Source organism: Mobilicoccus caccae (genome assembly GCF_030161635.1).
Taxonomy (GTDB): Bacteria; Actinomycetota; Actinomycetes; order Actinomycetales; family Dermatophilaceae; genus Mobilicoccus; species Mobilicoccus caccae.
In genome coordinates, this window is sequence record NZ_BSUO01000001.1 from 4295022 (window position 1) to 4308587 (window position 13566).

A 13566-nucleotide genomic window follows, 5' to 3' on the forward strand; every position below is an offset into this window, starting at 1 on the left:
CGCTGTTGCATGGATGCGGTTCCGTACCCCGGGTCGTAGGCGTAAGGTGTGCCTCGCCTAATTCCACCGGTGCGTCGGCGCCTTCACAGAGAGCACGGGTGCGTGTTCGCCAACTACCTCATCGGCCTGCGTGAGGGCCTGGAGGCCTCGCTGGTCGTGGTCATCCTCGTGGCCTACCTGGTCAAGTCCGGTCGGCGTCATCTGCTCCCGGCCATCTGGGCGGGTGTGGCCGCCGCCGTCGCGATCTCGCTCGGGTTCGGGGCGTTGCTGACGTTCGGGCCGAAGGGCCTGACGTTCGAGGCGCAGGAGGCGATCGGCGGAGGTCTGTCGATCGTGGCCGTCGCGTTCGTCACCTGGATGATCTTCTGGATGGCCCGCACCGCGCCCACGTTGTCGGGGGAGTTGCGCGGGTCGGTCGACCGGGCGGCCGAGGCGGGTCGAGGCGCGTTGGTCGTGGTCGCGATGCTCGCGGTCGGCCGCGAGGGCCTGGAGACCGCGCTCTTCCTCTGGGCGGCGACGAAGGCTGCCGCGCGCGACAACGCCTCGACGACGGCGCCGCTCCTCGGTGGGCTGCTCGGCATCCTCACGGCGATCCTCATCGCCTACCTCGTCAACCGCGGCGTGCTCAAGCTCGACCTCGGCCGGTTCTTCACCTGGACCGGCGGCCTGCTCATCTTCATCGCGGCGGGGGTCCTCGCCTACGGCGTGCACGACCTGCAGGAGGCCCGCATCCTGCCCGGCCTGCACGATCAGGCCTTCGACCTCAGCGGCGTGCTCGATCCCAACGGGGTCCCCGCGGCCCTGCTCAAGGGGTTCTTCAACATCTCCCCGGTGATGACCCGCCTCGAGGTGGGGGTGTGGATCGCCTACGTCGTGCCCGTCCTGTTCTTCTTCCTCCGTCAGATCCGTCGTCCCGCGACCCCGGCCCCGGCCGCCGCGCCCGCCCATGCAGAAGGAACCCGCCCGTGAGTCTCCGTCGTCTCCTCACCACCGCCGTCGTCGCCACGTTCGCGACGGGAGGTCTGTCCGCCTGCACCGACAACGCGCCGGCGAGCTCGGGAGCGACGGGCACCGCCGGGTCAGGGCCACTCACCGTCGCGGCGAGCGACACCGAGTGCCGCGTCTCGGCCGAGTCGGCGGGCTCGGGCAACCTCGTGTTCTCGGTCACCAACAACGGCAGCAAGGTCAACGAGTTCTACCTGCTCGGTGAGGACGGTCTGCGCATCATCGGCGAGGTCGAGAACATCGGCCCGGGCCTGACCCGCGACCTCGTGGTGCGCGCCGTCCCGGGGTCCTACTTCACGGCGTGCAAGCCGGGCATGGTCGGCGAGGGGATCCGGTCGGCGTTCACCGTCACCGACTCCGGCGCGGACATGAGCGCGACGGGTGCCGACAAGGAGTTGATCGACCAGGCCAACGCCCAGTACGCCTCGTACGTCAAGGACCAGACCGAGCAGCTCAAGACCAAGACCGCCGAGTTCATCGCCCTCTACAAGGCCGGCAAGGACGACGAGGCGCGAGCCCTGTACGCACCGGCCCGCGTGCACTGGGAGCGCATCGAGCCCGTCGCGGAGAGCTTCGGCGACCTCGACCCGAAGATGGACCTGCGGGAGGCCGACCTCGAGCCCGGACAGAAGTGGACCGGCTGGCACGTCATCGAGAAGGACCTGTGGCCGCCGTCGTCCGGGTACACGCCGCTCACCCGGGCCGAGCGCGGGGCGATGGCCGGTCAGCTCATGTCCGACACCGGCGAGCTCTACGAGCGCACCCGCGACATCACCTTCACGACCGACCAGATCGGCAACGGCGCCAAGTCGCTGCTGGACGAGGTCGCCACCGGCAAGGTCACCGGCGAGGAGGAGATCTGGAGCCACACCGACCTGTGGGACTTCCAGGCCAACGTCGACGGTGCGCGCGTCGCGTGGGAGGGGCTGCGGCCGATCCTCAAGAAGAAGGACGCCACCCTCGACTCCCAGATCCAGTTGCGGATGAGCGAACTGCAGAAGCTGCTCGACCAGCACAAGAAGGGCGACGGGTTCGTCACCTACGACACGCTGAGCAAGGCCGAGGTCAAGCAGCTCTCGGATGCCGTCAACGCCCTGAGCGAGCCGCTGAGCAAGCTCACGGCCGCCGTGATCTGAGATGGACTCGAGCGGGGATCGACGTGGCCCGAGTCGGCGCAACCTTCTCGCGGGTGCGACCGGAGCCGGGATCGCGCTGGGGACGGCCGGATTCGTCGCCACCGGTGCGCGCGGCGCGACGCAGCCGGAGGAGTCGTCGCCGGCCGCACCGCCGGAGGCCTACCCCTTCCACGGTCGGCATCAGGCCGGCATCGTCACCCCGGCGCAGGACCGGCTGCACTTCGCCGCGTTCGACCTCACCACCACCTCGCGGGACGACGTGATCGCGCTGCTCACGGCGTGGACGGCCGCGGCGGCGGAGATGACGGCGGGACGTCCCGTCGGTGGCGATCCGACCTCCTACGACTCCCCACCCAACGACACCGGTGAGGCGCAGGGGCTCCCCGCGGCGCGGTTGTCGATCACGTTCGGGTTCGGGCCGACCTTGTTCCGTGATGCGAGCGGCGCCGACCGGTTCGGCCTCGCGGCCCGGCAACCCGCGGCGCTGACCCGCCTGCCGCACTTCCCGGCTGACAAGCTCGACCCGCGACGCAGCGACGGGGATCTGTGCGTGCAGGCCTGTGCCGACGACCCCCAGGTCGCGGTGCACGCGGTGCGCAACCTGTCGCGGATCGCGTTCGGCACGGCGGCGCTGCGGTGGAGCCAGCTCGGCTACGGCCGCACCTCCTCGACCTCGACCGAGCAGGCGACGCCGCGCAACCTCTTCGGGTTCAAAGACGGCACCGCCAACCTCAAGGCCGAGGAGCCCGCCGAACTCGACCGGCACCTGTGGGTGGGGCGCGGCGACGACCCGAAGGCCGACTGGCTCGCCGGCGGCTCCTACCTCGTCGCGCGGCGCATCAACATGAACATGGAGACGTGGGACCGCTCCTCGATGCGGGAGCAGGAACGCATCGTCGGCCGCGACCGCCCCGCCGGGGCCCCGTTGTCCGGCGGGGAGGAGTTCTCCGAGCCGGACTTCGCGCTCGCCGGACGCGGCGGCAAGCCGCTGATCGACGAGAACTCCCACGTCGCGCTGGCCCACCCCACGCACAACGACGGCGCGCGGATGCTGCGACGCGGCTACAACTTCATCGACGGCAACGACGACCTCGGACGCCTCGACGCCGGGCTGTTCTTCATCGCGTTCGTGCGCGATCCGGTGCGCCAGTACATCCCGATGCAGACCCGCATGTCCCGCCAGGACCTGATGATGGAGTACCTCCAACACCGCGGCTCCGGCCTGTTCGCCGTGCCGCCGGGAGCGGCACCGGGGGAGTTCGTGGGGCAGGCGCTCTTCGCCTGAGGGCCATTCCGTTTTGCGCACATCGGGCCCTGGTTTTGCGGTCCTGCGGCGCAGGGGAGGACGCTGGGGGTGAGCACGCCCCGCCCCGAGGAGAGGAACCCTCATGCAGGTCAAGGCCATTGCCGCAGTAGCCCCGGACAAGCCGTTCGAGCGGACGACCATCGAGCGTCGTGAGGTCGGTGAGCACGAGGTGCGCATCGCGATCGCGTTCGCCGGCATCTGCCATTCCGACATCCACACCGTCCGCGCCGAGTGGGGCGAGATCACCTACCCGATGGTCGTCGGCCACGAGATCGCCGGGGTCGTCGAAGAGGTCGGGTCGAAGGTCACGAGGTTCGAGGTGGGCGACCATGCCGGCGTCGGCTGCTTCGTCGACTCCTGCCGGGAGTGCGAGAACTGCAAGGCCGGGCTCGACAACTACTGCCTGAAGGGCAACATCGGCACCTACAACGGCATCGGCCGCGACGGTGAGCCGACGGCCGGCGGGTACAGCACGCACATCGTCGTCGACGAGAACTACACCCTGCACATCCCCGAGAACATCGCCCTGGACGAGGCCGCGCCGCTGCTGTGCGCCGGCATCACGACGTACTCCCCGCTCGCCCACTGGGGCGCGAAGGACGGCGACAAGAACGTGGCCGTCATCGGCCTCGGCGGCCTGGGCCACATGGCGGTCAAGATCGCCCACGCGATGGGGTGCGAGGTCTCGGTGCTCTCGCAGTCGCTCAAGAAGAAGGAGGACGGCGAGCGTCTGGGCGCCGACCACTACTACGCCACCTCCGACGACTCGACGTTCGAGGACCTGCGAGGCCGCTTCGACCTCATCGTCAACACGGTCTCGGCCGACCTCGACATCGCGAAGTACCTGTCCCTGCTGGCCACCGACGGCACGCTCGTGCAGGTGGGCGGCCCGCCCGTGCCGATGCAGGTGCCGGCGTTCGCGCTCATCCCCGGCCGCAAGTCGCTGGCCGGCTCGATGATCGGCTCGATCGCCGAGACCCAGGAGATGCTCGACTTCTGCGGGGAGAAGGGCATCGGCGCCGAGGTGGAGGTCATCTCCGCCGACCAGGTCGACGAGGCCTACGAGCGGGTCATGGCCTCCGACGTGCGCTACCGGTTCGTCATCGACACCAGCACCCTCTGACGACTCGGGGGACCGCCCCTCGGTTCGAGCGCGTTCTCGGGCCGGTCAGTCGTGGGTGGGGTACTCGTGGCCGACGTGGGTCGGTCCCTCGAGCTGGATGGTCGAGTGGGCGATGTCGAAGTCGTCGCGCAGTCGTGCCTGGACGGCGTCGAGCAGTTGGAGGGCGTGGGCATCCCGGAAGCACCCGTCGTCGACGACCACGTGCGCGGTGAGGACGGGGATGCCGGTGGCGACCTGCGTGGCGTGCAGGTCGTGCACGTCGCGGACGTGATGCAGCCCGAGGATGCCCTCCCGCACCGCGGCCAGGTCGAGGCCGGGCGGCGTGGACTCCATCAGCACGTGCACCGCGTCACGCAGGAGCCGGATCGTCCGGGGCACGATCAGCGCGACGATGACCAGCGAGGCGATGGCGTCGGCACGGTCGAAGCCCGTGGTGGCGATGACGATCGCGGCGACGATGACGGCGACCGACCCGAGGGCGTCGTTGACGACCTCGAGGAACGCCGCACGCATGTTGAGGTTCGAGCTGCGTGAACCGGCCAGGATCATCATGCCGACGACGTTGGCGAGCAGGCCGACCACACCGAAGACGATCATCGCGGTCGAGGCGACCTCCGGCGGCCTGCTCAGCCGTTCGATGCTCTCGACGAGGATGAACACGCCCACCCCGAGCAGCAGGATCGCCTGCGCGGCGGCGCCCAGGATCTCGGCGCGCACGAACCCCCAGGTGCGGAACGGGGTGGCGGGACGACGGGCCAGCGTCGCCGCGACCATGGCCATGGCCAGGCCGGCGACGTCGGTGAGCATGTGCCCGGCGTCGGCGAGCAGGGCCAGGCTCCCGGAGACGATCGCGCCGACGACCTCGACCACCAGGACGGTGACGGTGATCGCGAGCACCGCCGCGAGCCGGCCACGGTGGTCGACGAGCGCTCCGTGGTCGTGACCGTGCCCGTTGTGGTTGCCGTGACCGTGCCCACCCCGCTCCCCGGTCATGTCCGTGCCGTCGGGCTCGCCGCGTCGCTGGTGGGGGCGCCGCCACAGCACGTGGCGGGCTCGTCGGGCAGGGCGACGGGGCCGCAGCCGCACTGCTCACCCCGCCAGGCCTCGATGCCCTCGCGCACCGCGACCGCGCTGATCACCAGGGCGGCGATCGGGTCGGCCCACCACCAGCCGAGCGTCATGTTGGCCAGCAGCCCGACGAGGAGCACCGCGGAGAGGTAGGTGCACAGCAGGGTCTGCTTGGAGTCGGCGACGACGCTGCCCGAGCCCAGCTCACGCCCGGTGCGCCGCTGCGCCCATGACAGGAACGGCATGATCAGCAGCGACAGGACGGCGATGACCACGCCCACCGTCGAGGCGTCCGGAGGTTCGTGGGCGACGAGGGCGCCGATCGCCTCGACGGCCACGTACCCGGCGAGGGCGAAGAACGACAGGGCGATCATCCGCAGGGCCGCCGCCTCACGCGATTCGGGCAGGCGGTGACGGAACTGCCACAGGATGATCAGTCCGCTGGCGACCTCCACGGTCGAGTCGAGGCCGAATCCCACCAGGGCCATGGACGAGGCCGCCGCGCCGGCGCCGACCGCGACCACCGCCTCGATCACGTTGTACGCCACCGACGCCCCGGCGAGGAGCTGAGCCCGGCGGCCGAGTACCGCTCGCCGCTCGGGCGAGACCACCACGGGCTGCGCGTGCGCGCTCATGACCGCTCCGTTCCGTACCGGGGGCACAGCGCGACGGCGTCACCGGTCGCTCCGAGCAGTCGTTCCGCGGCCGAGAGCAGGTCGAGCGTGGCCTGCGGGTGGGCCACGGAGTACATCGACGCGCGGCCCTCCGCCCGCACGCTGACGATGCCGCAGTCCAGCAGGCACGCCAGATGCTTGCTCACGGTCGACTGCGCCAGGCCCAGGTGCTGGGTCAGGTCGACCACCCGGTGTTCGCCGAGCAGCAGGTGTTGGACGATCACGAGCCTGGATCGGTCACCGAATCCGTTGAACAGGCAGGCCGCTGCCTCGGCGGCACCCTCTTCGGCAGGGACCTCCGGAGCATCGTCCGTGAGCGTTTTCATCGTCATGCAGCGATGATAGCGCTCGCCGGTGTGACTGCGACAGGGGTCGACAACCCGGTCGCTCGGTCTGCCTCCGAGCGCCCTACCGGACCTCGACGAAGACCGGGTTGGTGTAGAACCACGTGTCGAGCCAGGGATTGCCGGCGCCGGGCTCGGAGCCGTGGGGGATCGGACCCCGCGGGTCGATCGACGCGCCCAGCGGGCCGACGCAGCCGCGATTCCCGTCGCTGCCGCGCAGGCGCAGGTAGAACGACTCGTCCGCGGTGAACCGGTAGGTCAGCGTGTAGGTCCCCTCGCGTCCGGAGACGTCGGTCTGCTCCACCACGCGCGTGTCGGGGGCCCGCCAGGAGTCCCGGTCCTCGCGGGGGCCGGTGATCCTGCCCCGGATGACGTCGACGTGGGCGAGCCGAGGCCGGATCTCGACCGCGTTGCGGTAGTCGGTCGGCGTGATCGTCACCGAGAGTTCGACGGTGCTGCCGCGCCGCACGACGAGGCGTCCGCCGAGAGTCTCCGCGCGGTGCCGGCCCGGGCCCTTTCCTCGTCGGGTGCGCCGACCGCGCACGACGACGACGTCGGCCACGAGATGACCGTGGTCGACCCAGGACCGCCCGGCCCGCAGGCCCGCCATCACGCCGCGCGGGCTGCGCCTGGTGACGAAGGTGTGGTTGCGGCTGAACTTGCCCGGCCAGTAGTCGCTTCCGTGCTGGGGTGTCTCGGTCGGCACGGGCAGGGGGTGACGGCCGAGCGTGTCGAAGGTGTGCCCGGGAGGGTAGGGGCCGACCGTCGTCGAGTCGTGGGCCTCGAGGTGGTGATCGGAGTTGGCCGTGATCCAGAACGGCAGCCCTTCGGCGAGCAACGAGTCCCACAGCCCGCCGACCACGGACGTCGCCCAGTCGAATCCGCCTCGGGTGCGGTAGACGTCGGCGGGATAGTCGGGCCAGGAGTGCGGGGTGGGGGAGTGCTCGTACTCACCCCGCTGGTACCGCGGGTGACCGAACGTGCCGAACGCGCCGGCCTGGGCGCCGGGGGCGCCCTCCATGCCGACGACCAGGTCGGGGGCCGCGTCTCGCCAGCTCCGCAGTTCGTGCGGGGAGTTCAGGCCCAGTCGCATCGGGTGGCTGACCAGCACGAGCGCGTCATCGACCACCCGGCGACGCCGTTCCCCCTCGAGCCACCTCAGCGCCTGCCGCGCCCTCTCCTCGCACTGCACCACCCGCGGACTGCCGGGGGGGGGGGGGGGGCTCCAGCCAGCCGTTCAGCCGTCCGTCCCACAGCTTCTCGAAGGCCCGCAGGAGTTCGGCGTCGTTGTCTCCCGGCGCCACGACGACGCAGGCCTGGCCGGCGGCGGGGATGGACCACTCCAGGCCCTGGAAGAGCATGAGATCGGGGTACTGGCGCCGGAGGTGGGCCAGTTCGGCCTTCTGGTCGAGTGCGCCCTTGGCGTGGTGGGCGTAGTTGCTGTGCTCGGTGAACACCAGCCAGTCCAGGCCGAACGCGTGCGCCTTCTCGACCTGGGTGCGCATGAGGTACTTGGCATCGTGGCTGAAGATCGAGTGCACGTGATGGTCGCCCACGACCCACTGACCGCGGCCGTGCCGGGGGATGCCGGCCAAGGGGCCCGCCGCCCGGGCGAGGCCGGAGAGGATCCCGGCTCCGGGGCCGGCCGTGTACGTGCCGGTGAGGAGCCCGTGTCGGGAGAGTCCACGTGCCGCGGTGAGCGGGGCGACGGGGTCGCCCCAGTCGGCCGGCGGTGTCCCTGGAGCCGACGCTGGGTTGCACCGCAGGCACATGGTGGTCCTTTCAGGATCCATGGAGGAGGGACACAGACACTCTGGTGTGGAAAACGGACTCGAAAAGTATTCTTTCGGTAAACTTTCGCGCCCCGAAGTGCAACCGCTGCCTCGCGCGGGACGGGATGAGTTCGCTTGACGTCCAGACCGATCCACGTGATCCGGGCGAGCGGAGCGATCAGCGCAGGTAGGGCGCGAGCAGATGTGGCGGAAGGGGGCGTTCGCGGCTCTCGTCCCACTCCCGGGTGAGGCCCGCCAGGTCGAACACGTGGGTGAGCAGCGTGGCCGTGAATCCCCAGACGAAGAGCCCGTCGACCTCGAAACCGGGGCCGCGGTAGCCCTCGAACGCCCGCACGGTGAACCGGTTGCGCGGGTCGAGCAGATGCTCGACGTCGGCGCGGACCACGCGGGCGACCTCGGCCTCGTCGACGACGCCGATGGGGTGCGGCCGCTGCCACCAGGCGAGCACCGGGGTCACGGCGTTCTCGGTGGGGTGCATGTACAGGGGCGGCAACTCGTCGACGATCCGCACCGAGGAGGGGTCGAGACCCACCTCCTCCTCCGCCTCGCGGATCGCGGCGCCGACGGCCCCGTCGTCACCGGGGTCGACGTGGCCACCCGGGAAGGAGACCTGCGCGGCGTGCGAGCGCAGCGTGGAGGCGCGCTCGGTGAGGATGACGTCGCGGCCGTGCTCGCCGTCGGCGAAGACCATGAGTACTGCGGAGCGCCGCTTCGGTCGCGGCGGTGGCACGAACTCGGCGAACCAGCCGGGGAGGTCGGCCTCGAGGGCGGGGCGCACGCCGGTGAGCCACTGCGGTGGTTCGTCGGTCATCGGCGTCCTCCCTCTCTGCGCTCGCGGCCTGCCCCATCATGGACCCCGCAGGGCTCAGCGGGATCGGCGCTGCCGGTGGCGGCGGCTCCGGACGAGATTCTGCCGACGCCGGCGGGCCACGGCCACCATGCGCGCAGCCGTCGTGCCGAGCAGCAGCCCGAGCGCGATCGCGCACATGACGCTCACCGCCTGCAGCGTCGTGGAGCCCGCCAGTGACGACTCCAGGCCCAGTTGGGCGACCGAGACGACGCCGAGCGATCCGGGGACGAGCAGCCAGAAGCTCGGCAGGAAGACGACCAGGCGGGGGAGTCGGGGCCGGTACAGCTCGACGAGCGCGGCGCCGAAGCTCGCCGCGGTGGCTCCGAGGAGTGCCCCGAACCAGGGCGTGGCGACGACGGTCTGTCCGTAGATCTGGAACGACAGCGTCACCGCGAGCATCAGGGCGATCCAGGGCACGAGCGAGGGCGGCACCGACTCCATCAGGCTGATGCCGGCGGTGAGCACGAGGACCCCGACGAACGGACTCCACGGCCCGATGTCGTTGACCAGGTCGATGGTGAGGTCGGTGGCGGGGATCTTCAGCACCCACGCGGCCCCGGCCACCCCGAGCGCGAACAGCAGCAGTTGGCCGCCGCCGTAGACGAGTCGGGACGTGCCCGCGGTCATGGCGCCCGCGGCGAGCTCGGCGAGGCCGGTGACGATGAGCGCCCCGGGCAGCAGGACGGCGATGGGCGGCAGCAGGCTGCGCAGCGGTCCGGTGATGAGCCCCAGGTCGGCGGCGCCGAACGCGGCGAGGGCGATGACGAAGCTGGCGAGGAAGGGCGTCAGCGTCGACAGCGCCCGCCAGCGGGGGCGAAGCGGATGAACGCGGCCGTCACCTGGCCCGCGATCGCGGCGAACAGCACGCTCGGCCAGGTGGGCTGCAGGACGAGCGCGATGCCCGTGGCCACGCACAGCATGCCGATCTCCAGGCCGCCCCTGGGGTAGCGGTGGGGGTGTGGCGAAGGGTCTGCAGCCGGGCGAGGGTCTCGGTGGGCGTGATGATCCCGGCCTCGAGGTCGGTGCGCAGGGCGTAGGTGTCGGCGCTCTGATCGAGGCGCAGGGCGCCTTCGACGGCCTCGAACGTGGCCGGCGTGCCGCCGCCGAGGGACAGGACGACGCCCGTGGGCGACGCGTCGACCTGCACTCCCGGATGTCCGAGGCGGCGGGCGAGGCGGCGGATGTCGTTCTCGACCTCGTGCACCGGCTGGCCGCCCGCGACCGCGGCCGCCGTGAGGTAGGCGAGGAGACGGCGCGTGCCGGTCTCGTCGAGTTCGTTCATGGTGTCCTTGCGTCGTGGAGGATGTCTGTGTCGCCGGGTGGCATCGTGGGATTCGCCTGTCTCCGTAGGCTATTCGGCGTCGCCGCCCGGCTCTTGACCCACCGATCCCGCTGAATCTCAAGGGGTGGCGTCTGCCGTCTCGAATCATAAGACACAGGCGCGCCGCCATGACCTGCATCGTCTCTCGTGGTGAGACATGATCGTGATGGATCCGTAACGAATTCGATACCTGGGCGCATATAACCAATGCCAAGCCATTGCGATGCCCCTCCGCCGAGTCCTGCCCTCGGAGCATCGCAAGATGGATCGCGTGACCCACCCCTGGGGCTACGCAGTTGACCAGAAGGGATCGACGGTAAAGGGCAGGAACGGGGCTCACCACTCTTGTCGCACCCCGCGACTCGGGGCGAAGCGCACCAGCGCAGAGGACCGGATTCCTCCAGCCCGACAGGTGATGTCTCCGCAGGCGTCTCCGGAAAAACACACACGAATGAAGCGTCTCCTCGTCGCGGCCACGGCCGCCGTCGTCGCCATGCCTGTCATCGCCTCCACCGCCCCCGCCGCCCACGCGGCGCCGGCGCAGGTCACCTCGACCGCCTCGGTCGCCTCCCTCGCCGGCGTCAACGCCGCACCGGCCGCCTCCTCGATCGCCGCCTACCGCGCCGCCGCGATCAACCAGGCCAACCGGTACTCGCGCCAGGCCACCAAGGTGAGCTGGCGCCAGAAGGGCCGCAACGCCACCCACCTGGGCAAACTCACCCAGCAGGCGCGCCTGCACCACACCAAGCGGGCCGTGTTCATCTCCCGCACCCAGCTCGGTACCCGCTACCGCTGGGGCGGGACGACGCCCGCCGGGTTCGACTGCTCCGGCTACACCAAGTACGTGTACGGCAAGGCCGGAAAGAACCTGCCTCGCACGGCGGCCCAGCAGTTCCGCGCCACCAAGCGCACGAGCAACCCGGCTCCCGGCGACCTCGTCTTCTTCGGCGGTGCCCGCGCGCACCACGTCGGCATCTACCTCGGCAACGGCCGCATGATCCACTCGCCGCGCTCCGGCAAGTCGGTCGAGGTCGCGAAGGTGTGGCGCGGCGCCTCCTACGGCAAGGTCCGCTGAGCCCCGTCCCGCACGGCACTCACGCCTCGACGCCCGGGTTCGTCCCGGGCGTCGAGGTGTCGGCGTTGGCGTTGACGAGTTGTGACACGCGCGGCGGCGACACGCGTCCTCGCGGCGGTGCCGCTACGGCTGTCAAGGACGACATCCAGCGGTATCTCGCCCTGCGAGACGAGCGGTGAGTGCCTGACCTGCATTTCTGTCGAATCGAGATCTTTTCGTGATCGTCTGGTAACATTCCTGGGACGAGGGCGGATGTCCCTCGTGGCAAGCGTTCGCGGCGTCCCCGCCGAGTCCCGCCCGGGGCGCCGCGAGGAACGAACCGGCGCGGCCCACCCCTGTGGTCGCGCCAGAAACAGAAGGGATCGACGGCCAGGGCGGGAACGGGACCCACCACTTCCGTCGCCCCACGCGACTCGGGGCGTAGCGCGTCCGCGCAGAGGACCGGATCCTCCAGCCCGACAGGTGAGTGTTTCGTAGGCGTCTCCGGACGACTTCACAGCATGAGGCGAATCCTCGTTGCGGCCACCGCCGCCGTCTTCACCGTGCCCGTCGCCGCCGCCGCGGCCGAGTCCGCCCAGGCGGCTCCCCGGGTGAGTGCCCAGGCCACCGCCGTCTCCGCGGCGGTTCCGGCGCAGGCCACGGCCGCCCAGCGGTCGACCGCGATCAGCTCGGCCCGCGCCCAGCTCGGCACCCCCTACCGCTGGGGCGGCACCAGCCCGTCCGGGTTCGACTGCTCCGGTCTGGTGCAGTACGCCTTCGGCAAGGCGGGCAAGGACCTGCCGCGCACGGCGGCGGCGCAGTACGCGGCCACGCAGCGCACGTCCAGCCCGCGCCCGGGCGACATCGTGTTCTTCGGTGGCGCAGGCGCTCACCACAACGGCATCTACCTGGGCAACGGCAAGATGATCCACTCCCCGCGCTCGGGCAAGAGTGTCGAGATCACGAACGTCTGGAAGGGCGCGTCCTACGGCAAGGTCCGCTGACCCGCTCCCCGGCTGCGCCGGCGCCCGGCATGATGGCCGAGGCGCCGGCGCAGGCATGGAGGCAGTGAGATGGACGACCCGACCACCGAGCCGATCGCCCACGTCGTCGTGGGTGAGGATGGGCTCCCGCGTCCCGCGTGGGCCGCGACCGACCCCCTGATGCGGGAGTACTACGACACCGTGTGGGGGATGCCCGTCCGCGACGAGCGCGGCCTGTTCGAACGGCTCAGCCTCGAGGCGTTCCAGTCCGGATTGTCGTGGGCGACGATCCTGCGCAAGCGGGAGGCGTTCCGGGCGGCGTTCGCGGACTTCGACCCCGACGTCGTCGCGGCGTTCGACCAGGCGGACGTCGAGCGGCTGATGGCCGACGCCGCGATCGTCCGCAACCGGCGCAAGATCGAGGCGACGATCCGCAACGCCCGGGCCACGATCGACCTGCGCGCCGAGGGCGGTCTCGTGGAGTTCATCTGGTCCCACCGGCCCGAGCGCACCCCCGAGCCGATGACGATCGCCGACATCCCCACGACCTCGCCGGAATCCGTCGCACTCGCGAAAGCACTGAAGAAGCGCGGTTTCGCCCACGTCGGCCCGACGACGATGTTCGCGCTCATGGAGGCCGTCGGCATCGTCGACACCCACCTGCTCGGCTCCCACCGGCGGGGGTCCTCCGGGGTGTGGTGAGTCGGGTCAGGCTCGGCCGCCTCCTGTGTCCGCCGTCGCGTGCAACGGGATCCTGCCGGCAGGCGTGATGAGGCGTTCGTCATCCTGGATGCGATCGAGGACGGCGCGTCGGAGGGACCGGGAGCGCAGGGCCCGATGACCAACTTGATGAGATCAATTGTATCCAGCGACGCCTCATCAAGTTCCAGACGCGAGGGCTAACTTGAT

At 70.7% G+C, this 13566-nt stretch carries 15 protein-coding genes; 7 read left to right on the top strand and 8 right to left on the bottom strand.

Annotation, left to right across the window (positions count from 1 at the left end; translation table 11 throughout):
- Positions 1-102 precede the first annotated feature (102 nt).
- The 4 genes from efeU to QQK49_RS21145 all read left to right on the top strand — a co-directional run bounded on the left by efeU (position 103) and on the right by QQK49_RS21145 (position 4570).
- Positions 103-969 (top strand): iron uptake transporter permease EfeU, encoded by an 867-nt coding sequence (gene efeU, locus QQK49_RS21130; RefSeq protein ID WP_284305722.1) that lies wholly within the window; start codon positions 103-105, stop codon positions 967-969.
- Positions 966-2141: an iron uptake system protein EfeO gene (efeO, locus tag QQK49_RS21135; protein WP_284305723.1), complete on the top strand. Its 1176-nt coding sequence runs from the start codon at positions 966-968 to the stop codon at positions 2139-2141. Before efeU ends, efeO begins: the two co-directional genes overlap by 4 nt.
- Position 2142: 1 nt before the next feature.
- Positions 2143-3426: an iron uptake transporter deferrochelatase/peroxidase subunit gene (efeB, locus tag QQK49_RS21140; RefSeq protein WP_284305724.1), complete on the top strand. Its 1284-nt coding sequence runs from the start codon at positions 2143-2145 to the stop codon at positions 3424-3426.
- Between the two features lie 103 nt (positions 3427-3529).
- Positions 3530-4570: an NAD(P)-dependent alcohol dehydrogenase gene (locus QQK49_RS21145; RefSeq protein WP_284305725.1), complete on the top strand. Its 1041-nt coding sequence runs from the start codon at positions 3530-3532 to the stop codon at positions 4568-4570.
- Positions 4571-4615: 45 nt separating this feature from the next.
- Here the strand turns inward: QQK49_RS21145 and QQK49_RS21150 are convergent, their stop codons facing one another.
- The 8 genes from QQK49_RS21150 to QQK49_RS21185 form a co-directional block, all read right to left on the bottom strand.
- Complete coding sequence (locus QQK49_RS21150; protein ID WP_284305726.1) at positions 4616-5563, bottom strand: cation diffusion facilitator family transporter; 948 nt, start codon at positions 5561-5563, stop codon at positions 4616-4618.
- Entirely contained in the window at positions 5560-6273 is a 714-nt protein-coding gene (locus tag QQK49_RS21155; RefSeq protein WP_284305727.1) for a cation diffusion facilitator family transporter, read from the bottom strand. The genes QQK49_RS21150 and QQK49_RS21155 overlap by 4 nt, the downstream gene beginning before the upstream one ends.
- Positions 6270-6644, bottom strand: coding sequence for an ArsR/SmtB family transcription factor (locus QQK49_RS21160; protein ID WP_431310561.1), 375 nt, complete (start codon positions 6642-6644; stop codon positions 6270-6272). The genes QQK49_RS21155 and QQK49_RS21160 overlap by 4 nt, the downstream gene beginning before the upstream one ends.
- A gap of 76 nt (positions 6645-6720) precedes the next feature.
- Positions 6721-7785: a hypothetical protein gene (locus QQK49_RS21165; protein WP_284305728.1), complete on the bottom strand. Its 1065-nt coding sequence runs from the start codon at positions 7783-7785 to the stop codon at positions 6721-6723.
- Positions 7775-8428 carry a PHP domain-containing protein gene (locus QQK49_RS21170; protein ID WP_284305729.1) on the bottom strand — a complete coding sequence of 218 codons (654 nt, stop codon included), beginning with the start codon at positions 8426-8428 and terminating at the stop codon, positions 7775-7777. The genes QQK49_RS21165 and QQK49_RS21170 overlap by 11 nt, the downstream gene beginning before the upstream one ends.
- 178 nt (positions 8429-8606) lie before the next feature.
- Entirely contained in the window at positions 8607-9260 is a 654-nt protein-coding gene (locus QQK49_RS21175; protein WP_284305730.1) for an NUDIX hydrolase, read from the bottom strand.
- 54 nt (positions 9261-9314) lie between these two features.
- Positions 9315-10214 carry a threonine/serine exporter family protein gene (locus QQK49_RS21180; RefSeq protein WP_284305731.1) on the bottom strand — a complete coding sequence of 300 codons (900 nt, stop codon included), beginning with the start codon at positions 10212-10214 and terminating at the stop codon, positions 9315-9317.
- On the bottom strand, positions 10135-10581 hold the full coding sequence (locus QQK49_RS21185) for a threonine/serine exporter family protein (RefSeq protein ID WP_284305733.1): 447 nt from the start codon (positions 10579-10581) through the stop codon (positions 10135-10137). Before QQK49_RS21185 ends, QQK49_RS21180 begins: the two co-directional genes overlap by 80 nt.
- A 490-nt stretch (positions 10582-11071) precedes the next feature.
- On the opposite strand from QQK49_RS21185, the gene QQK49_RS21190 reads away from it, so the two are divergent.
- From QQK49_RS21190 to QQK49_RS21200, 3 genes are all read left to right on the top strand, one after another.
- Entirely contained in the window at positions 11072-11695 is a 624-nt protein-coding gene (locus QQK49_RS21190; RefSeq protein ID WP_284305734.1) for a C40 family peptidase, read from the top strand.
- A gap of 500 nt (positions 11696-12195) precedes the next feature.
- On the top strand, positions 12196-12678 hold the full coding sequence (locus QQK49_RS21195) for a C40 family peptidase (protein WP_284305735.1): 483 nt from the start codon (positions 12196-12198) through the stop codon (positions 12676-12678).
- 69 nt (positions 12679-12747) lie between these two features.
- Entirely contained in the window at positions 12748-13359 is a 612-nt protein-coding gene (locus tag QQK49_RS21200) for a DNA-3-methyladenine glycosylase I (protein WP_284305737.1), read from the top strand.
- Positions 13360-13566 lie beyond the last annotated feature (207 nt).